Source organism: Streptomyces sp. NPDC101110 (assembly GCF_044759525.1).
Taxonomy (GTDB): domain Bacteria; phylum Actinomycetota; class Actinomycetes; order Streptomycetales; family Streptomycetaceae; genus Streptomyces.
Genome location: NZ_JBIVZM010000022.1, coordinates 56,934 through 77,415 on the forward strand (window position 1 = coordinate 56,934; position 20,482 = coordinate 77,415).

General features: G+C 73.2%; 12 protein-coding genes and 1 pseudogene. 4 read left to right on the forward strand and 9 right to left on the reverse strand.

What is annotated here, in order from left to right; translation table 11 throughout:
* Positions 1 to 144: 144 nt before the first annotated feature.
* The 3 genes from ACIQU3_RS35510 to ACIQU3_RS35520 form a co-directional block, all read right to left on the reverse strand.
* Positions 145 to 1,764, reverse strand: coding sequence for an RICIN domain-containing protein (locus tag ACIQU3_RS35510; RefSeq protein WP_403929762.1), 1,620 nt, complete (start codon positions 1,762 to 1,764; stop codon positions 145 to 147).
* Between the two features lie 330 nt (positions 1,765 to 2,094).
* Positions 2,095 to 2,472 (reverse strand): toxin Doc, encoded by a 378-nt coding sequence (locus tag ACIQU3_RS35515; protein WP_403743417.1) that lies wholly within the window; start codon positions 2,470 to 2,472, stop codon positions 2,095 to 2,097.
* Between the two features lie 3 nt (positions 2,473 to 2,475).
* Positions 2,476 to 2,721 (reverse strand): hypothetical protein, encoded by a 246-nt coding sequence (locus ACIQU3_RS35520; RefSeq protein ID WP_030845137.1) that lies wholly within the window; start codon positions 2,719 to 2,721, stop codon positions 2,476 to 2,478.
* A gap of 185 nt (positions 2,722 to 2,906) precedes the next feature.
* Between ACIQU3_RS35520 and ACIQU3_RS35525 the strand changes: the two genes are divergently transcribed.
* Complete coding sequence (locus tag ACIQU3_RS35525; RefSeq protein ID WP_403743423.1) at positions 2,907 to 3,872, forward strand: sigma-70 family RNA polymerase sigma factor; 966 nt, start codon at positions 2,907 to 2,909, stop codon at positions 3,870 to 3,872.
* A 36-nt stretch (positions 3,873 to 3,908) separates the two neighbouring features.
* Here ACIQU3_RS35525 and ACIQU3_RS35530 read toward each other — a convergent pair whose 3' ends face one another.
* From ACIQU3_RS35530 to ACIQU3_RS35540, 3 genes are all read right to left on the reverse strand, one after another.
* Positions 3,909 to 4,700 (reverse strand): alpha/beta fold hydrolase, encoded by a 792-nt coding sequence (locus tag ACIQU3_RS35530; RefSeq protein WP_403743425.1) that lies wholly within the window; start codon positions 4,698 to 4,700, stop codon positions 3,909 to 3,911.
* 85 nt (positions 4,701 to 4,785) lie between these two features.
* Complete coding sequence (locus tag ACIQU3_RS35535) at positions 4,786 to 7,029, reverse strand: glycoside hydrolase family 9 protein (RefSeq protein ID WP_403929765.1); 2,244 nt, start codon at positions 7,027 to 7,029, stop codon at positions 4,786 to 4,788.
* A 157-nt stretch (positions 7,030 to 7,186) separates the two neighbouring features.
* Positions 7,187 to 10,282, reverse strand: a complete 3,096-nt coding sequence (locus tag ACIQU3_RS35540) for a glycoside hydrolase family 2 TIM barrel-domain containing protein (RefSeq protein WP_403929768.1) — start codon at positions 10,280 to 10,282, stop codon at positions 7,187 to 7,189.
* A 256-nt stretch (positions 10,283 to 10,538) separates the two neighbouring features.
* Here ACIQU3_RS35540 and ACIQU3_RS35545 point away from each other — a divergent pair, with 256 nt between their 5' ends.
* Both ACIQU3_RS35545 and ACIQU3_RS35550 read left to right on the forward strand, forming a co-directional pair.
* Positions 10,539 to 12,926 carry a SpoIIE family protein phosphatase gene (locus ACIQU3_RS35545; protein WP_403743431.1) on the forward strand — a complete coding sequence of 796 codons (2,388 nt, stop codon included), beginning with the start codon at positions 10,539 to 10,541 and terminating at the stop codon, positions 12,924 to 12,926.
* A 334-nt stretch (positions 12,927 to 13,260) separates the two neighbouring features.
* Positions 13,261 to 14,520: an SLC13 family permease gene (locus tag ACIQU3_RS35550; RefSeq protein WP_403743495.1), complete on the forward strand. Its 1,260-nt coding sequence runs from the start codon at positions 13,261 to 13,263 to the stop codon at positions 14,518 to 14,520.
* Between the two features lie 12 nt (positions 14,521 to 14,532).
* Here the strand turns inward: ACIQU3_RS35550 and ACIQU3_RS35555 are convergent, their stop codons facing one another.
* Together ACIQU3_RS35555 and ACIQU3_RS35560 are read right to left on the reverse strand one after the other, a co-directional pair.
* Entirely contained in the window at positions 14,533 to 17,043 is a 2,511-nt protein-coding gene (locus ACIQU3_RS35555; protein WP_403929771.1) for a ricin-type beta-trefoil lectin domain protein, read from the reverse strand.
* Positions 17,044 to 17,414: 371 nt separating this feature from the next.
* Positions 17,415 to 18,282: pseudogene (locus tag ACIQU3_RS35560) on the reverse strand (helix-turn-helix domain-containing protein).
* A 282-nt stretch (positions 18,283 to 18,564) separates the two neighbouring features.
* Here ACIQU3_RS35560 and ACIQU3_RS35565 point away from each other — a divergent pair.
* Positions 18,565 to 19,407, forward strand: a complete 843-nt coding sequence (locus ACIQU3_RS35565; RefSeq protein WP_403929773.1) for a phytanoyl-CoA dioxygenase family protein — start codon at positions 18,565 to 18,567, stop codon at positions 19,405 to 19,407.
* A 16-nt stretch (positions 19,408 to 19,423) separates the two neighbouring features.
* Here the strand turns inward: ACIQU3_RS35565 and ACIQU3_RS35570 are convergent, their stop codons facing one another.
* Positions 19,424 to 20,392, reverse strand: a complete 969-nt coding sequence (locus ACIQU3_RS35570) for an aldo/keto reductase (protein WP_403929775.1) — start codon at positions 20,390 to 20,392, stop codon at positions 19,424 to 19,426.
* Positions 20,393 to 20,482 lie beyond the last annotated feature (90 nt).

Genomic DNA, 20,482 nt, shown 5'->3' on the forward strand with positions numbered 1-20,482 from the left:
CCGCCCCGGGGCCCGGGGCCCGGGCGGGGGGGGGGCGGGGCGGGGGGGGGCGGCCGGGGCCCCGCGGGGGGGGGGGGGTTGGGGGGGGGGGGGGCGGGGGGGGGGGGGCGCCGCCCCCCCCCGCTCAGTGCCCGCAAGCCCTCGTCACGGGGTGCGGCCCTCGGACACGGTCACCTGCCGGGCGGCCGGCTCGTCCTGCTCCTCGATCGACAGGGAGCCCTCCGTCGCCGGCAGCCGCTCCAGCTGCCAGCGCTGGGCGTCGGAGGAGCGGTCGCGGACCTTGACGACGAGGTCGGCGTCCGGGTCGTCGTCGGCCGGGGTGAGGGCCAGTCGCTCGTCCCAGCGGGGCAGCAACTCCCCCTGCGCGGTGAGGTCGTAGCGCACGTCGTCGCCCCGCTCGGCATCCTCGTCGGCGCAGGTGCCGAGGACCACGACACCGGCGTCCTTGTGGGAGTCCAGGCACAGCCCCGGGTCGGCGACGCTGCGCAGCAGTCCGTCGTCCTCGTACGTCCACTGCTGGGTCCACACCGTCGAGCACTGCGCCAGCTTCGTGCCCGAGCCCTCCTTCGGCAGGTCCCGGATGTCCAGGCACAGGCCGGCGCCGGTGTTGCGCAGCCGTGTCACCCCCTGGGCCGCCGGGAGACCGGCGGTGCCCGGTGGCGTCGCCGAGGTGGAGCCCTCGCCGCCGGCGGCGCTGTTGGAGCCGGCCGGGTCGGCCTGCCCCCCGTCGTAGGAGGACGCGCTGATGATGAGCACCGTCGCCAGTACCCCGGCCGAGACCGCGCCGACGCCCGAGAGCAGCGCGCGCGGGGTGCGCAGCGTCTCCCGGCGGGCGGGCACGGGGAGCCGGGACAGCAGCCCGTGCCGTCCGCCGCCCCGCCGGCCGCCGCCGCGCCGGCCCGCGCGAGCGCCCCGGGTGCCGTGCGAGGCCCGTCCCGGGCGCGAGTCGAGGTAGCGGCGAGCGCCCCAGCCGAGCACCGCCTCGGCGATCAACTGCCCCAGCGGGCCCTCGAAGTGGCTGAGTTGTTCCGCCGCGTGCCGGCAGTACCGGCACTCGTCCAGATGCTGCTGGACGTCCGGCAGCAGTGCGCCTCCCCGGCGGATCGGGACGTCGAGGAGGCGGTTGTAGAACCGGCAATCGTGGGTCGGCGCGAGTTCGCGATGGGCGCGTACACAGCCTTCACGGAATTTGTCCCGCGCCTGTTCGAGGGTCGCCGCGGCGATGTCCGTGTCCATGCCCAGCAGGCCGGCCGGGACGCTTAAAGGATCTGCCTCGACCTCGACGTGCCAGAGCAAACAGCGCGCGCCCGCGGGAAGTGCCTGGAATGCCCGCTCCGCGAGGGTTCGATTCTCGGGCGTCATGGAGGTCGCCGCGCGCAGCCCGCGCCCGCCTGCCGGTTTCTGCAATGCGGGCAGAACGGCTGATATTCGATCGTCGCCGGACCACTCCCGGATCGTGTCGCGCACGGTCACCAGAAGGGCCGGGCGCAGCGCCACGGCGGACTCGCCGAAGGCGAGGCGATTGAGGGTCCGGTGGAAGGCGGTCCCGGTCACCATCTCGGCGACCTGCGCCGACGAGGCGAGGCAGATGACCGCGTAGTCGTGAACCGGCTGGTAGTGCCGCGCCATCAGCAGTGCGACGGAATGGGCGGCGACCTCGCCCTCCGGACTGCCTCTCAGCGGTGCGGCGAGTGATTCATCGGATTCCCCCGGATCCCCGCCGGGCGGGGGATACGGGGGACGAGGGGGGTGGGGGGTGGGCACTGAGATGGTTCCTTCCCACGCATGTGACACACAGAAGACCTGGCGCCGAAAAAGGAGGCCCGGTTGGTGCGTACCTTTTTTGGCGCGGCGCGGGAGGTGCGAATTCACCGACGGTGAATCGGACGCGGTCCACAAAGCACGTGCGACACCCGGCCATTCCCCCCGCACGCGCGTTTCACTCTTGCACAACCCCCACACGGCCAACAAGGCGCCCGGACAACATCCCCACCATTGACAGAAAGTCAGAAACGGGGAACGTATGCGCGCCACTCGCACCTGTATTCGACATTTCCCTGCGGCCTGTGTGAATCGGGCATCCGGCCCGGTTCCTCAGATCTGCCAGGAGCGCAGCCGGTCAGCCGCGCCGTAGACGTCGGTGGCACCGGACAGCAGGTCGCGGGCGAGGTCGACGAGCGCGCCGTAGGGCGGGTCGATGCCCACGCCGCTGACGAACATGTACGCCACGGCGGTCGCGCAGGCGAAGCGGGCGTTGGCCGAGGGCAGCGGCCGGAGCACGGTGATCGTGTGCAGCAGCGCGGCGGCCCGCCAGGCCGGGTCGGAGTTCACCCCGAGGCGCGGCGGGTCGACGCGGTGCCGGGCCACGGCGGCGACCAGCGCGGAGAAGTCGTTGACGGTGGGCTGGTCCGGCAGCACCTCTTCATGGCGCTGCAGCAGCCAGGGCACGTCGATGTGAATCGCGGGCGCCATGGGTCAGGCGGCCCGCCCTTCGCCCTTGGCGGGCGGTTCGTCGTCGGGGAAGGCCGCGGCGAACTCGTCGGCGTGGGTGGCGAAGAACCGGCGGAAGGCCTCCGCGCCCTCCTGCAGGGCCCGGTGACGGGCGATGTCGGCCGCGGCCGCTTCCCGCACGAGCGCCTTCATGGACGTACCGCGCTCCTTGGCGATCTGCCTGAGGTCCTCAAGTTCGCGGTCGCTGAACTCCACGTTGAGAGCTGGCATGCCCTCACGGTACCGCTCGGGTACTGGCGCGTAAATATCCCCAGGTCAGGGAGGACCCCTGACGGTACCGGCGGCACCGGGGCGGGCGCCCAGGCTGAGAGGTGGGTCACATCGGTGCGCGAGGTGTCATATTTCGGGGCCCTGTCCGGCTCGCAGTGGTGAGCGCGCCCGAGGGAGGCCCCCGCATGACCGAGATCCCCACACCCCGTACCGACTCCGCACCCCGTACCGATGCCCCGCTCGACGATGCCCCGCTCGACGCGGCGACCGGGGTGTTCGTCGACCACCGCGAGCTGCTGTTCGGCGTCGTCTACAACGTGCTCGGCAGTGTCGCCGACACCGAGGACGTACTGCAGGAGACGTGGCTGTCCTGGACGGCCCGTGGCGGGGGTGCTCCCCTGGCCGGGGTCGGCAACCCGCGCGCCTATCTCGTGCGGGTGGCGGTCAACCACGCGCTGCGCCGCCGGGCCGTGATCAGCCGCCGGCAGGAGACGTACGTCGGCCCGTGGCTGCCCGAGCCGCTGGTCGCCGCGGAGGGCGCCGAGACCGCCGAGGGCCCGGCCCTGCGTTCCGAGTCGGTGTCGCTGGCGATGCTGGTGGTCCTGGAGTCGCTCACCCCGCTGGAACGGGCCGTGTTCGTACTGGGTGAGGTGTTCGGCTACCCGCATGCCGAGATCGCGGAGATCATCGACCGCTCCCCCGCCGCGGTACGCCAGTTGGCGCGCCGGGTCCGGGAGCACGTGCACGCCCGGCGACCGCGGTACGAGGCGCATCCGCGGGTGCGGCGGGAGGCGACCGAGCGGTTCGTGCGGGCGGCGCTCGGCGGGGACATCGCCGAGCTGATGGAGGTGCTGGCGCCGGACGTCACGGCGTGGACCGACGCGGGCGGCAAGCGCAGGCGGGCCGGTCTGCGCCCGGTGCACGGCCGGGACAAGGTGGCCCGGCTGCTCACCTCCGGGCGGGGCGGCCCGGACCAGCCGGTCTGGCACTACCGGCGGGTCAACGGCGACGACGCCGCGGTGCTGTTCGACGGTGACGCGCCCTTCGCCGTCCTGGTTCTGGACCTCACCCCGCAGGGCGACCGGGTGCGCGGCATCTACGTCGTGGCCAACCCGGACAAGCTCGCCCATCTGCCCGGGGCGGCTGCGTGAGCGCCTCGGGACGGGGCGGCGGGACCGGGCGACCGGTCAGGAGTGCGCGCGGCAGAACTCCCGGACGGTCCGGTTGAACGGCTCCGGAGCCTCGAGGTTGCTGAGGTGCCCGATCCCCGGCAGGACGACCAGCGTGGCCCGCGGAACCGCGGCGAGGAACTGGTGGGCGACGGGCTCCACGGGTGAACGGGCGTCGAGCTCGCCCCACAGCAGGAGCGTCGGCACCTCGATCTTCGGCAGCAGGTCCCGCAGGTCCGCCTCGACCATGATCGTGAGCTCGGTCCGCATGCTCTGGGCGCGGGTGTCGGCCGACATCACGGACAGCAGACGGACCGCTTCGGCGGGTGGCGGCCCCGCGAACAGTCCCGGCATGGTGGGTGCGAACGCCTCGGCCGGGACCGCGAGCATGCGCTCCGCCCCCTCGGCCCGGGACCGCACCTCCGCCGCCGGGAGTGACCCCTTCCAGCCCGCGTAGGTGTCGACGAGGAGCAGCGTCCGGACGAGCTCGGCGTGGCGCCGGTAGAGCTCCAGCACGACGGTCCCGCCCCAGGAGGCGCCCAGGACGTGGGCGGGGCCGAGGTCGACGTCCTCGATGACGGCCGCCAGACAGCGGGCGTAGTCGGCCAGGGTGAAGGGAGCGGGGACGTCGGAGGAGCGGCCCGCGCCCGGCTCGTCCCAGGCGATGACCGTGAACTCGTCGGCCAGGTCCTCGGCCTGGGGGCGGAACAGCCGGGCGTCCGCGGTGGCGCCGTGCGCGAGCACGAGGGGCGGACCCTGGCCCACCCGGTCGTACGCGACCTCGATGCCGTCGACCCGCACCGCTGGCATGACACCAGGCTACGCGCGCGTGCCGGAGGCGTCCTCCTGGCGGGACTCCCCCGGCACGCGGCGGCTGCCCGGCTCCTGCCCTGGGCTACGCCTGGTCCGCCACGAAGGAGGCCATGCGGGTCAGGGCGGCGTTCCAGTTGATCGTGTGCTCGTTGGTCGACCAGGACTGGATGTCGTCGATGTAGCAGAACTGGCCGACGCAGCCCTGGAGTCTGCTCTGTGCGTAGGGGTCCTGGATGCTGCTGTTCGGTCCGCCCGCGAGGGTGCCCTTCGGCGGGTTGGGCTGAGCGGGGTCGAGCTGGTGGGCGTACCAGCGGCTGTGCTGGTTCTGTGCGCTGACCTCGCCGTAGCCGGTGACGTAGGAGATGTTCAGCGCGTTGCGGCCCAGGATGTAGTCCATGCTCTGCAGCGCGCCGTCCCGGTACTTCGGGGAGCCGGTGAGGTCGTACGCGGTGGCGAGGACGACGGCGTTGTTGAGGACCTGGTGGCTGGAGCCCCAGTCGTAGGTGTTGCCGTCGGGTGCGTACGGCATGCCGTACGGGTGTGCCCCGAGGGTGGCCAGGTAGCGGTCGGCGCCCTTGACGACGGACTGGCGCACCGCGTCCCGGCCGGGCAGCTTGTTCGGCACGGTCGCGAGGTCGAGCCGCCCCGCCGCGCCGGTGCGGGCCCAGTCGAATCCGATGGGCTTGAAGAGGTCGGCCGTGTGGACCGGGGACTTCAGGACGTACTCCTCGAACCGCTTCTCCCCGGTGGACAGGAACAGCTCGGCCGCCGCCCAGTAGAAGTCGTCGGTGACGTCGCCGTCCGCGTACGCACCGCCGCCGACGCCGTCGCTCTCGGAGGCGAGGCGGTCGGGGTGCGCGAGCGCGGCCGCCCAGGCCTTGCGGGCCGCGGCCAGGGCCTTGCCGGCGAACGTCCTGTCGTAGGGGCGGTACAGACGGGCGGCCTGTGCGGCCGTGGCGGCCAGGTTCAGCGTGGCGGCGGTGGACGGCGGGTGCAGTTCGCGCTTCTGTGGGTCGTCGCTCGGCAGCAGCGGAAGGCCGGTCCACTGCTCGTCGTGCATCTTGTGGTGGGCCATGCCGGCCAGCGGCCTGCCGTCGGGTACCTGCATCCTCAGCAGGAAATCCAGCTCCCAGCGGGCCTCGTCGAGGATGTCCGGGACCTTGTTGCCGCTCTCCGGGATGGCGAGCGTGCCGTCGCGCAGTTTGTCCGCCTGCCCTGTGCGGGCGTGCCGGGCGCGTTCGTAGGTGCTGAGCAGCTCCCAGGTGGAGATGCCGCCGTTGACGACGTACTTGCCGTGGTCGCCGGCGTCGTACCAGCCGCCGCCGACGTCGAGGGTGTAGTCGCACACGCCGGGCTGACAGGGCACGGCGGTGTCGCCCTTGTTGGGGGCGACGCCCAGGTGACCGGCCGGGCGGCCGTAGCCGGGCCGCAGGTCGTCGCGTATCGCGATGCCGCTGCGCTGGGTGTAGTAGTACTTCGCCGAGTCGAGACGGAGCCGTTCGTAGGCCCTCGCGTCGATGTCGAAGGGCCGGCTGGTCTCGCCGTCGGCGACGAGCGTGAAGCCCGTGCCCTTGGTGCGGTAGGCGCCGAAGTCGACGGAGTGGACGTTCTGCCCGGAGGAGACGTCGACTCCGCGCGGCCGGGTCGTGCCCTTGGCGACGACCGTCCCGCCGGAGTTCTTCAGCTGCCAGGGCAGCCCGGCCGTGGCGTCGGTGACGAGGGTGGCGTTCTTCGGGCCGGCCGGGAGATAGCCGACCTGGTTGACGCGCACCCGGGGGCCGGTGTCGGGCTCGTACGGTTCCGGCGTCACGCCGCCGAGCAGCGAGACGTCGTCCATGCAGAAGCGCCAGGGGTCCGGGCTGCCGCCGAGCTGGAAGCCGACCTGGCCCTGCGCGGTGTCGACGGGCGAGGTGAAGGTGTAGGAGTAGCGGTCGCCGGAGACGCTGAGCTGCGGTGTCACCTCGTGGTAGGTGTCGTAGGGCGACACCGACAGGCCCACGATCGCCCGCACCAGGTGCCCGGCGGGCGTCCCGGTCGCGCTGAAGGAGAAGCGGTACGACTCGCCCTTCACGAGGGTGATGTCGTTCTGCCCGACGGCGGCGTCCCAGCGGTTGGCGGTGCCGCCGGGGACGTCGGCGCAGAGCCGGCCGTCGGACAGCCCCGCGGTGACGTTGGCGGTCGTCCACCACGGAGTGGTGCCGGTGTCGAAGGTGCCGTTCCTGACCTGCTCGACCTCGTCGGCCCCGGCGGGCGCCGACGGAAGCGCGGTGAGCGCGGTCACCAGCAGGGCCGTCAGGGACAGCAGGGCGGTTCTGCGTCGTTTCACGTCCGGGCTCCTCGTCGGAGGTGCGGGTGGCGCTCGGCGTGGGAGCGCTCCCAGATGCGGATGCAGGCCATGGTTGTGGCAGATGTGACGCCCCGTCAACGGTCCGGACGAGACCGGCTGTTCGCGCCCTTCCCGGCCGGACCGTGGCCGCCGGGCTTCAGGCGGCCGGGGTGTCCAGGCGGCTGATGCGGATCGCCCCCCGGGGCTCGCCGGGGTGGCGGCTCGTGAGGGTGAGCCGGACCCGCGAGCCCCGCAGGGCCTTGAACGTGATCACGGTGGGTGCGTCGGAGGCGGTCGCCCAGCCGATCCCGGTGTCCCGCGCCGCCTGCCACGCACGGCCGTCCCAGACCGCCACCTCGATCGCCGCGGGCAGACTGTGCCTGGCGTCCACGGTGAAGGAGACGTCCACCCGGTCGAAGCCGCGGGGGCGCCCGTGGTCGACCGAGACCCAGTCCTCGGCCCGCGCCCCGTCGAAGGCCGGCAGCAGGGGCGTGGCCTGTTTGAAGAAGCCGTTGGACCAGCCGGTGGCCGGGTCGCCGGCGAGCATGGCGGCGGGCAGGGTGTCCGGGTGTCCGGAGTAGCTCGCGTCCGCGTGCGGGTGGCCGGCGGGGGTCGGGTGCCCGGGACGGAAGGCCGCCGGGGCCGTCTCGGCCCGGTCATCGGCCCGGGTGGCCCGTACGGTCGCCGTGCCGGTGCGCAGGCCCTCGGCACGGGCGGTCACCGTCACCGTGCCGGCCTTCGTGCCGGACCGGACGATGGCGAGGGCCTTGCCGTGGAAGGCGGTGCGGGTGCTCGCCTGGTAGCGCTCGGCGCTCTCCTGCCGGCCGTTGTCGAGTCCGGCGAGGGAGCCGCCCGTCACGGCGAAGGACAGCAGGTGCTCCGCACCGGGCACCACCACGCCGTGCCGGTCGACGACCTCCGCGGTCACGAAGACCAGCGAGCGGCCGTCCGCGGCGACGGACGCGCGGTCCGCGGTGAGGCGTATCGCGTGCGGGTCTTCGGCGGTGCGCAGCACATCGGTGGCGACCACCTTGCCGCCCCGCCGTGCGACGGCCTTCAGCTCGCCCGGCGCGAAGGGCACCCGCCAGGTCAGGTGGAGCTTGCCGGCGCTGCCGTTGGGGCTGGTGTAGCTGCCGGGGTAGGGGCCGTCGGTGAACGTCTTGTCGTCGCCGGTGGCCTCGGTCGTCTCCAGGTAGGTGCGGCCGTCGACGGTCCTCTTGGTGTCGAACCGCCGTACGCCGAGGGACTGGCCGTTGAGGTACAGCTCGACCGTCTCGACGTTGGCGTAGGCCCAGACCTCGACCGTGTCACCCTTCCCGTGGTTCCAGGTCATCGGCAGCAGATGGACCATCGGTTCGCTGGTCCACTGGCTGCGGAAGAGGTGGTACATGTCCTTCGGGAAGCCCGCGGTGTCGACCGCGCCGAAGAAGGAGGCCTTCACCGGGAAGACGTCGTAGGGCGTGGGTTCGCCGATGTAGTCGATGCCCGACCAGAGGAACTGCCCGGCGAACCACTTCCGGTCCCGGTCCTTCTTGTGGCCGTACTCGCCGCTCATCGTCCAGGAGGCGAGGTTGTTGTCGTAGGAGGAGGTCGCGCGTCTGCCCGGGGTGTGGTTCTCACCGGTGTTGAGGTGCTCGGGCTCCTGGTAGGCGCCGCGGGTGGAGGTCTCCGAGGAGGACTCGGACTCGAAGAGGAACAGGTGCGGGTAGGCCGCGTGCAACTGGTCCACGGACTTGGCGGTGTTGTAGTTGAGGCCGAGGCCGTCCAGTCGGGCCAGCATCAGGTCGGCGGCGGAGCCCTTTGCGGGCAGGCGGCGGTACTTGTCGGAGCCGATGACCAGCGGGCGGGTGTCGTCGGCGGCCCTGATCGCCCCGATGATCCGGTCGGCCATGGCGAGGCCGGCGGTCGTGGTGGAGTCGGGGACCTCGTTGCCGATGGACCAGGCCAGCACGGCGGGCGAGTTGCGGGCCGCGAGTACCATCTCCGTGGCATCCCGCTCGCACCACTCGTCGAAGAAGCGCCCGTAGTCGTACGGGTTCTTCCCGGTCCGCCAGCAGTCGAACGCCTCCACCAGCATGACGACGCCCAGCTCCTCGCAGACCCGGATCACCTCGGGCGCGGGCGGGTTGTGGGAGGTGCGCAGGGCGTTGACACCCATGGAGCGCATGATCTCCAGCTGCCGGCGTACGGCGTCGACGCTGACGGCGGCGCCCAGCGCGCCGAGGTCGTGGTGGAGGTCGACGCCCTTGATCTTGTGGTGGGTGCCGTTGAGGAAGAAGCCCTCGTCAGGATCGAAGCGGAAGGTGCGGAAGCCGAAGACCGTGCGGTAGGTGTCGGTGGTCCTGCCGCCGACGCGCAGTTCGGTGTGCAGGGTGTAGCGGTGCGGTGTCGCGAAGTCCCACAGGCCGGGCCGCCGGACGGTGAGTTCGTGGGTCTCGGTGTGCTCGCCGGTGACGGGGGCGGTGGAGGAGGTACGGGCGACCGTGCGGCCCTTGCGGTCGGTGACGCGGGAGACGACCTCGACGTCCGCGGCCTCGCCGGAGGCGTTGACCACGGAGGTGGCGACCCGGACCACGCCGCGCTCGGCGGAGATCTCGGGCGTGGTGACGCGAGTGCCCCAGCGGGCCACGTGCACCGGCTCGGTGACCACCAGGCGGGCCTCGCGGTAGATGCCGCTGCCCGAGTACCAGCGGCTGCTGGGGAGCCGGTTGCGGACCTCGACAGCGATCACGTTCCCGGTGGTGCCGTCGGTGTGCACCAGGTCGGTGAGGTCGAGGGCGAAGCCGGTGTAGCCGTAGGGGTGGCGGCCGGCCTCCGTGCCGTTGCAGTAGACGGTGGAGTCCATGTAGACGCCGTCGAACTCCACCGAGACACGCCGGCCGGTGAGGGCCGGCGGGAGGGTGAAGGACAGGCGGTACCAGCCGAGGCCGCCGGGCAGAAAGCCGGTGCCGCTGGTGGTGCCGTGTTCGGTGGTGGGGGTCTGCTCGATGCTCCAGTCGTGGGGGACGGCCGTCTCGCGCCATCCGGAGTCGTCGTATCCGGGGAGGTGGGCGTCGGCGTGGGCGCCGGTCGGGTCGGTGATGCCGCCGGGGTTCACCAGCGCGAAGCGCCAGCCGTCACGGAGTGCGACCGTCCGGCGGCCGGACGTGCCGCGCGCCTCCCCGTCGGCCCACGCCTCCGGGGCGCCGGGCAGCGCTCCGGCCGCGGGCGCGGCCGCGGAGGCGAGCAAGAAGGATCTGCGCATGACCGACATGGAGACTCTCCCTCATCAGGGCCCAAAAGTACTCACAACTGATCGTGAACAAACAGATTCTGTCGACCCGTCATGGGCGATCGTCAAGGGTGCGTCAGCACCCTTCTGAGCCGGCGATCACTTCGTCCGGATGTGCGCCTCACCCCGGCCGGGGAGGCGGCAGCGGGGTTACCCGTCCACGCCGGGCGCCTACGGACTACGCTGGAACTCAACTGACTTCCCTGTTCACTGTGAGTGTCCGTATGGAGTCGCGACGATGAGCCCGGACGAGGCGTTCGACGACGGCGTGGCCGCCCGTGCCGTCATCGCCGCCGACGGCACGCTCACCGAGTGGAGCGAGGGCGCCCGCCGTCTGCTGGGCCACACGGCCGCCGAGGTCGTGGGCCGCCCGGCCGCCACGCTGCTGGCCGACGGCGCGGAGCCGCCCTCCGTGGCGGGCGATTCCCGCTGGAGCGGCACGCTCACCTTGCGCCACCGTGACGGCCACCCGGTGTCCGTCTGGGTGCTCGCCCACCGCAGGCCGCCCGACGGACCGGAGGCGACCGACTGGCTCGCGGTGTCCCCGCCGGAGGCCGGCGGCCAGGGGTTGCCGGACGATCCGCTGGTGCGCATGGCCCTGACGCAGTCGCCCTGCGCCACGATGATCTTCGACGAGGGGCTGCGGCTGCGCGGCCTCAACGACGCCATGGCGGACCTCCTGGGGCTGCCCGCCGCCCGGATGCTGGGTCTGAAGCCCACCGACATCGGCAGCCGGCCGCAGAACGTCGAGCTCGAGGAGTATCTGCGCCGGGTGCTCGGCACCGGCAAGCGGCAGGAGATGCAGACGTACATGAAGGCGACCGGTGAGAGCCGGGGGGCCCACGCCTGGCTGGCCAGGATGGCACCGCTCACCGACGGCGCCGGCCAGGTGCGCGGCGTGTGCGTGACGGCCCACGACTTCTCCGACCAGTACCGCTCGCGGGAACGGCTGCTGCTGGTCAACGAGGCGAGCGTGCGCATCGGCACCACGCTCGACGTCACCCGCACGGCCCAGGAGCTGGCGGACGTGTGCGTGCCGACGCTCGCCGACTTCGTCAGCGTCGACCTGCTCGACCCCCGGGAGTACGGCGGCGAGTCCGCCGGGCCGCCGGTCCCGCCGCTGAGCCTGCGCCGGTGCGCCCACCAGTCGGTCAACAGGGGCAGCCCCGAGGCCGTCGCCAAGCCCGGACAGGTGGACGTCTACCCGGAGAACTCCCCGCAGGCCGCCTCCCTGATGGCGGGGCACACGGTCGTGGCCTCGGGCGCCTCCGGCGACCTCGAACGCTGGCTCGCCTGGGACCCCGTACGCTTCCAGCGGGTCCAGGAGTACGGCATCCACTCCACGATGTCCGTGCCGCTGCAGGCCCGGGGCACGACCCTCGGCGTGGCGGTCTTCACCCGCTTCCGCCGGCCCGAGGCGTTCACCCCCGATGACGTGCTGCTGGCCGAGGAGGTCACGGCCCGGGCCGCCGTCTGCATCGACAACGCGCGCCGCTACTCCCGCGAGCGCGAGACGACCCTCACCCTTCAGCGCAGCCTGCTGCCCCGCACCCTGCCGCACACGGCGGCGGTGGAGGCCGCCTCCCGCTACCTGCCGGCCACGCGCTCCGGCGTGGGCGGCGACTGGTTCGACGTGATCCCGCTGTCGGGGATGCGGGTCGCCATGATCGTCGGTGACGTCGTAGGCCACGGCATCCAGGCCTCCGCCACCATGGGCCGGCTGCGCACCGCCGTCCGCACTCTCGCCGACATCGACCTGGCCCCCGACGAGCTGCTCACCCACCTCGACGACCTGGTCGTCCGGCTGTCCGAGGAGTCCGGCGGGGACGACGGCACCGGCGAGGTGGGCGCGACCTGTCTGTACGCGGTGTACGACCCGGTGTCCCGGCGCTGCGCCCTGGCCCGGGCCGGACACCCCCTGCCTCTGCTGGTGCCGCCGGACGGCCCGGCGCACCAGCTCGACCTGCCCTCGGGGCCCCCGCTGGGGGTGGGAGGGCTGCCGTTCGAGGCCGCCGAGGTGGAACTGCGGGAGGGCAGCGTCCTCGCCTTCCACACGGACGGGCTGCTCGTGAGCCGGGAGCGCGACGTCGACGCGAGCGGCCGGATGCTCCGCGAGGCGCTGTCGGCGCCCGCCGGCTCCCTGGACGAGACCTGCGACCGTGTGCTGAACACCCTGCTCCCGCCGGGCGGCTCCAGCGACGACGTGGCCCTGCTGCTGGCCCGCACCCGCGGCCTGCCGTCCGCCCAGGTCGCCACCTGGGACATCCCGGCCGACCCGGCACTGGTGGCCCCCATCCGCAAGCAGGTCGTCGACCAGTTGGAGCGCTGGGGGCTGCTCGAGGCCACGTTCACCGCCGAGCTGGTGGTGAGCGAGCTGGTCACCAACGCCATCCGCTACGGCGCACCGCCCATCCGGCTCCGGCTGATCCATGACGCGGCCACGCTGATCTGTGAGGTGTCCGACACCAACCACACGGCGCCGCACCTGCGCCGGGCCAAGACCTGGGACGAGGGCGGCCGCGGCCTGCTCCTGGTCGCCCAGCTCACCCAGCGGTGGGGCAGCAGGCACACCGGCGAGGGCAAGACGATCTGGGCCGAGCTGGCCGTCTTCGACGAAGAGATCTGAACGCACGTTCCCGATCCGGCGAGCGCCCGTCCCGAGCAGGAGGCAGCCCCTGCCCGTGTCCACAATCGGGGACGGGCCCGTGAGCCGGACACGCCCACGGCGCCCTCGCAGGGGCCCGCGCTCGGGGACGGGCCCGTGAGCGGGACAGGCCCACGGCGCCCTCGCAGGGGTCCGCGCTCGGGGACGGGCCCGTGAGCGGGACGTGCCCACGGCGCCCTCGTCGGGGTCCGCCATCGGGCGCGGCCCCGGAACGGGACAGGCCGACGGCTGCTCTCTTACCAACGCCTGCTTTCATGGGCGGGCACGGCCAGATCACGCTCCGGAGGACGCCGCCCTGAACACCCCGCTCGCCGAAGTCCTGTCCGTGACGCTGCTGGCCACCGTCCTCGTCTGGGCCGTCGCACGCCCGAAGGGCCTGCCCGAGGCCGTGCTCGCGGTGCCCGCCGCAGGTCTCGCCATCGCCCTCGGGGTGATCTCGCCGGACCACGCCTGGGAGGAGATCCAGCGGCTCGGGCCCGTGGTCGGCTTCCTGGCCGCCGTGCTGGTGCTGGCCCACTTCTGCGACGTCGAAGGGCTCTTCACGGCCTGCGGGGCGTGGATGGCCCGCTGGGCTGCGGGGCGCCCCACACGCCTGCTGACCGCGGTGTTCGCCCTGGCGTCCGTGATCACGGCCGTGCTCAGTCTGGACGCCACCGTCGTCCTGCTGACCCCTGTGGTGCTCGCCACCGCCACCCGCATGGGCGTCCGGGCACGGCCGCACCTGTACGCGTGCGCCCATCTGTCGAACACCGCCTCGCTGCTGCTTCCGGTCTCCAACCTGACCAATCTGCTGGCCTTCGCCGCGAGCGGCCTGAGCTTCACCCGTTTCGCGGCGCTCATGGCACTGCCCTGGCTGGTCGCCATCGCCGCCGAGTACCTGGTGTTCCGGCGCTTCTTCGACGAGGAACTCACGGCCCCCGCGCCCTCCCCCGACCCGGCGCCGCGTCCCGAACCGCTCCCGCTGTTCGCCCTCGTCACGGTCGGCTGCACCCTGGCCGGGTTCGTCGTGGCGTCCGCGGCGGGCATCGCGCCGGCGTGGGCCGCTCTGGCCGGTGCGCTGGTGCTGGCCGGGCGGGCCTTGGCACGGCGGCGGGCCACGCCGCTCACGGTGGTGCGGTCCGCGGCCCCGGCGTTCCTGGCGTTCGTGCTCGCGCTCGGCGTCGTCGTGCGCGCGGTCGTCGACCACGGGCTCGCCGACGCGTTGCACCGCGTCCTGCCCGGCGGATCGGGGCTGCTCACGCTGCTGGGCGTGGCCGTGCTGGCCGCGGTGCTGGCGAACCTCATCAACAACCTGCCCGCCGTGCTGGTGCTGCTGCCCCTGACCGCCGGGTCCGGCCCCGGTGCCGTACTGGCGGTGCTGCTCGGCGTGAACATCGGCCCCAACCTGACCTACGCCGGGTCGCTGGCGACCCTGCTGTGGCGGCGGATCGTCCAGCAGGACGGGCAACGGGTCGGGCTCGGCGAGTTCACCCGGCTCGGGTTGCTCGCGGTACCGGCCGCGCTGGTGTCGGCCGTGGCCGCCCTGTGGCTGTCGCTGACCGTCGTCGGCACCTGAGCGCGTAGCGGGTCAGCGGCGGCCGCCTCCTCCATGGCCGCCGTAGCCGTAGCCGGGGTAGCCGTAGTCCGGGTTGCCGTACCGGCCGTCCGAGTCGCAGTAGTAGCCGAAACGGTCGCAGGGCGGCTCGGTGGCGGGCGGGCTGCTCGGTGCCGGCCGCGGGGCCGAGGTGGTCGGGGACGGGGCCGGTGCGGTCCCGGGCGTCTTCGACGGCGTGGGACCGGCGGACGGCGTGGGTGTGGCGCGCGCGGCCGGTCGGGCGGCGTTCCAGTTGACGGCCTGCATCTGGAGGTCGGCCTTGGCGGTGTCGATCACCCAGCGCTGGACCTCGTCGTCCCTGCGCGCCTTGACGACCAGGGCCCCCGAGCCGTCGGTGGCGGCAGGAGCCAGGGCGAGGTCCTGGTCCCAGCGGGGCACCAGGGCGCCCTGGAGGGTGAAGTCGTAGCGGATGTTCTTCGGATCCGGCCGGGAGGGGCCCGCGCAGGGAGCAAGCCGCACGGAGTAGCCGAGCCGCGAGTCGAGGCACAGGTCGGGGGCGGCTGCGTTGCGCAGCAGCCCGTCGGTCTCGTACGTCCACTGCTGAGCGGCGTCCGCGGAGCAGGTGGTGAGCTCGGCCTCCCCGCCCTGGACCGCCTTCTCGCCCTCGATGCCGACGCACAGGTCCGAGGCGACGTTGTGCAGCCGGCCTCGCAGGGCGCCCTGCTGTGCGTCGCCCGCGCCGGTCCGGGACGGGTCGGTGGTCGCGTCGCCCGCGTCGGAGTCGGGTGCCTCCCCGGCCGGCCGGTCCGCGCCGGCCGGGGCGTTGTCGCCGGAGTCGCCGGTGGACCACAGGACCAGGGGCAGGACGACGAGGCCGCTGACGGTCAGGATGCCCGCGGTGAGGTTGCGCCGCCGGGCCGCGCGGCGGGCCGCCCTGTGGGCGGCTCTCCGGGCTGCCGTGCGCGCGCCTTCGGGCCGGTGGCGTGGGGGCGCGGGTGCTGCGGTACCGGCCGGTGCCGGGGCAGGTGGAGCACCCTCGGCCATGGGCGGGAACGGCGGTGCGGCCGCGGGTCCGCCCGGATCGGTGAACGACTCCCCGACCGCCCCGGCGAGGGCGACCGGGTCCGCGAAGACCTCACGGGCCGCACCGGTGACCGGGTCGTGGGCACCGGTGACCCGGTCGTGGGCGGGGAAGGCCGAAGGAGCCGAGCCGTCCGGGCCCCGCAAGGCGTCACGTGCGGCAGCGGTCGCCCCGGGGAATGCCTCGTGCGCCTCCGCGGTCGGGCCGGGGAACGTCTCGCGCGCCTCCGCGGTCGGGCCGGGGAACGTCTCGCGCGCCGCACGAACCGGGTCCTGGAAGCCCCGGGGCGCGGGACCGGCCGGGCCCGCGAGGGTCTCACGCGCTGCGCCCGTCTGCCCCGGAAAGGTCTCACGCACCCCACGTGCCGGCCCCGAGAAGGCCTCACCCGCCGCACCGGCGGGCCCGGGAGAAGCCTCACGCGACGCACGCGCCGGTCCGGGGGAAGCCCCGCGCGGCGCACTCGCCGGGTCCGGAATGATCTCGTACGCCAGCGGGTCCGGGTCCGGGAAGACCTCGCGTGCCAGGGCCACCGGGTCCGGGAACAGTGCGCGCGCCGCGACGGCCGGAGCCTCGGCGGCGGCCGCACCGGCCGCTCCACCGGGTCGCCCGCGCTCCGCGGCACTCTCGCCCGCATCGCTCAGACGGGCCTGCGCATACCCCCGCCCGCCCCAGCCCAGCACCGCCTCCGACAGGGCGACGCCGAGACCGTGGTTGAACTGGTCGAGCTGGTCCGCTGCGACGCTGCAGTGTCCGCACCCCTCGATATGCGCGCGTAGATCGGGGTCGATGTCGAGACCGCCGCGCCGGTACGTCACGTCGAGCAGACGCAGATAACGCCGGCACTCCTCGTCGGGGGCGAGTTCGCGATGGAGCTGGAGGCTCTCCTCGCGCAACCGGTCCCGGGCCCGGCCCAGTTCGACGCGCGCGCCCTCCTCGTCCAGGCCGAGCAGTCCGGCCGGGGACGCCAGCGGTTCGGCCTCGACCTCGACGTGCCACAGCAGGCACCGCGCGGACTGGGGCAGCCGCTGGAAGGCCCCGGACAGCAGGCGCCGGTGCCGCGACGGCAGCAGACGGGAGGCGGGCCGCTCCCCCTCGCCGGTCCCGGCGAGCAGCTCGGGGTGGAGCATGTCGCAGCGGTGGTCGCCCGCCCACTCGGCCGCGATGCGCCGCACGGTGAGCAGCAGATGGGGCCGCCACGCGGAGGTCGGGCCGTTCTGCCGGAGGGTCTCGCCGAAGAGCCGGGTGAAGGCCGCAGTGGTGAGCATGCCCGCGGAGCGCGGGCCGTCGGTGCACAGCCGGGCGTACGCGAAGGCCGCCTCCCAGTGCCGGTCCAGCAGTTCGCCGACGGGGTGGAGTGCGGGGGTCGCCCCGGTCCACTTCCTGAGCTCCGCGCTCAGTTGCTCGTCCGTCGCACCGAACCCGCGGGCCGAGGCCGGGGAATTCGACGGGCCTGCGTCTTTCACGGCTGCATTCCTCTCAAGGACATACGGAATAAAGTCCATACCAAGGGGTATGCCGGCCGGCGGCCTCGCGCATACGAAAGAAAGGCGTGAGGGGGCACGCCGACAGGGCACACCTTTGCACAGGTCAGGGACAGGGAACAAGCCATCGCGCGGTTTCGTGCATGACGACTGCGACCAGGGCTTTTTGACAAGAAGTCAACAGTGCAGCGAAAGGCATTTCTGTGCCGTCTGCCCCCATTCAGCGGCTCACATTTTGTCCGCTCTCGTCGGCCGTACGGAAACCTTTGGGTCGCCTCCCGAGCAGCAGCTCACGCGGTCGGCGGCGATTCCGCATCGGACTTTCGAGGCCGGCGGCGGAACCAATAGGCCGCTCAGCCGGGTCCGCGACCGCGCGTCGCGCGGTACGCCCCGGGCGGCTCCCCGTAGCGCGCGGAAGAGGCGGTTGAAGTGGAACGGGCTGACGAACCCCGAGGCGGCGGCGACGCGTTCCACGGGCAGGCCGGTGCCCTCCAGCAGCCGGGCTGCATGGCGCAGCCGCGCCTCGCGCAGCGCGCGCATGGGCGACCGGCCCAGCTGGCTGCTGAACAGGTGGGCGAAGCGGGACGGGGACAGCGACACGCTCTGCGCGAGCGAGCGGACGGTGTGCGGGGCACCCGGGTCGGCGTCGATCAGCTCCTGGGCGTGGCGGATCCGTTCGTCGAGGCCTGGCGGAGGTTCCGTGGGCCGGGCGCCGGCGGCGGTGAGGAGGACGATCTCTTCCAGCGCGCACAGGGCGAGTTCGCGGGCGGCGCTGCCGTGCGCCACGGCGATCTGCCCGTCCGGCGACGCCTCGTCCGGCGGCGACTGCGCGGGCGGTGCTCCGCTGCCGGTCCAGCGGGCGTCGGCGTGCATCCGCCGGAACGCCGCCCCGACGCGGCCCCGCACCCCGGCCGGGACGGAGGTGACCACGTACATCCCGTGTCCGGTGTCGTAGGGCCGCAGCCACGCGGCCCAGGACGGGCGGGCCTGGCAGTGCGCCCACCAGAACCGCCAGTGACGGGCGCCGGGTTGGACGCCGTAGCCGTGCGGGACCCCCGGGGCGAGCACGACCAGGGAGCCCGCGCCGGCAGAGGTGCGCGCGTCGCCCTGCCGCAACCGGCCCACGCCCGCCGTGGTCCAGGTGAAGAGCCAGCTCGCCGATCCCCGAGGGCGGTTGACGCCGTAGCCGGACGGCTGGTCGAAGTGCCCGAGCACGACCAGCCCGGGCGGCGGCGCGGGATCCCCGTTGGTCGCGGTGGTCGTAGCCGTAGCGGTGGACAGGGTGGTCGCGGCGGACGCGGTGCCCGGGGCGATCGCGGTGGTCGTAGCGGTCGCGGTGGATGCGGTGGTCCTTGCGGTCGCGGCGGACGCAGCGGTCGCGGTGTTGTCGCGGCGTCCCCCGGCAGCAGTCACAGGCAATCCGTCAGCGCCCACGGGCATCCTCCTCGGCGGCCGCTCGGCCTAGCGTTTCGTACCGATGACACCCGACCGAGGGGAGTGTTCATGACCGTCACGGACAACGGGGCCACCGGTGCTTCCATCCTGGACCCCGCCGGGCTACGGCGGTACCGGGAGGAGTTCGAGGAGGACGGATTCACGGTGGTGCGCGGGCTCTTCGGAGCCGATGAGACGCAGCGGCTGTGCGGCGAGTTGGCGGCGCTCCGGGCGGCCGGTCCGGTACCCGGGCATTTCGAGCCCCGCGCGGCGGACGGGCCGAGCGCCGATCCCCTGCACGTGTGGCCGCGGGTGATGCACCCGCACGAGATCAACGACGTGTCGCGTGAGGTCCTGCTGGACGCCCGGCTGCGGACGGTCCTGGAGGTGCTCCTCGGCGAGGAGGTGCTGGCCGCGCAGAGCATGTTCTACTTCAAGCCGCCGGGAGCCCGGGGGCAGGCGCTGCACCAGGACAACTTCTATCTGCGGGCGGAGCCGGGCACGTGTGTGGCGGCGTGGCTGGCCTGCGACGTGATCGACCGGGAGAACGGCGGGCTGGAGGTCGTGCCGGGCACGCATCGGATGGACTTGTTCTGCCCGGAGCTGGCCGACCGGGAGGTGTCGTTCGCCCGGGAGTACGTTCCGCCCCCGGAAGGGCTGACGCCGGTGCCGGTGGACATGGCGCCGGGGGACGTCTTGTTCTTCAACGGGAGCCTGGTGCACGGGTCGCAGCCGAACCGGGCGGCCGAGCGGTTCCGGCGGTCGTTCATCGGCCACTACGTGGGGCGCTCGGCCGAGCGGATCGGGCGGTACTACCGGACGCTGGCGATGAGCGGGGCGAGGGTGGAGCTGGCGGAGAGCGAGGGGGCGGGGCCCTGCGGGACGGAGTTCGCGCCGCAGGGACCCCACTGACCTCCGGGACGTGCGTTCAGTGCCCGGCGATGGGGTGGGGGCCGTACGGGGCCTGGAGTTCCTCCAGTTCCCCGTCGCTCAAGGGGAGTTCGACGGCGGCCACCGCGTCCTCCAGGTGCCCGGGCCTGGACGCGCCGACGATCGGCGCGGTCACCGTGGGCTGGTGGAGCAGCCAGGCCAGGGCGACCCGGGCGCGAGGGACACCCCGTTCGCCGGCGATGCGGGTGACCGCCTCGACGATGCCGCGGTCGCCCTCCTGGTACAGGCTGCCGCCGAAGGCGTCGGTGGCGCTGCGCTCGGTCGTGGTGTCCCAGTCCCGGGTGAGACGGCCGCGTGCGAGCGGGCTCCAGGGCAGCACACCCACACCCTGGTCCGCGCACAGCGGCAGCATCTCGCGCTCCTCCTCGCGGTAGATCAGGTTGTAGTGGTTCTGCATGGAGACGAAGGGGGTCCAGCCGTTCAGACGGGCGGTGTACTGGGCCTTGGAGAACTGCCAGGCGTACATCGAACTGGCCCCGATGTAGCGGACCTTGCCCGCCTTGACGACGTCGTGCAGGGCCTCCATCGTCTCCTCGACCGGGGTGTCCGGGTCGAAGCGGTGGATCTGGTAGAGGTCGACGTAGTCGGTGCCGAGGCGGGTGAGGCTCCGGTCGAGCTCGGTCATGATCGCTTTGCGGGACAGACCGCCGCCGTTCGGGCCGGGACGCATCCGGCCGTGCACCTTCGTCGCGAGGACGATGTCGTCGCGACGGGCGAAGTCGCGCAGGGCCCGGCCGACGATCTCCTCGCTGGTGCCGTCGGAGTAGACGTTGGCCGTGTCGAAGAAGTTGATCCCCGCCTCGACCGCCTGCCGGATCAGCGGGCGCGAGGCCTCCTCGTCGAGGGTCCACTCGTGGGTGCCGCGGTCGGGCAGACCGTAGGTCATGCATCCCAGACAGATCCGCGAGACGTCCAGGCCCGTCGAACCGAGCTTCACGTACTTCATCGTTGCTGCTCCTGCCTTCGGGAGGGTTCCACGGGGAGCGTACGGGTTCGTGTGCGCTCGAAGACGCGGCCCGACAGGCGGTCCGGGTAC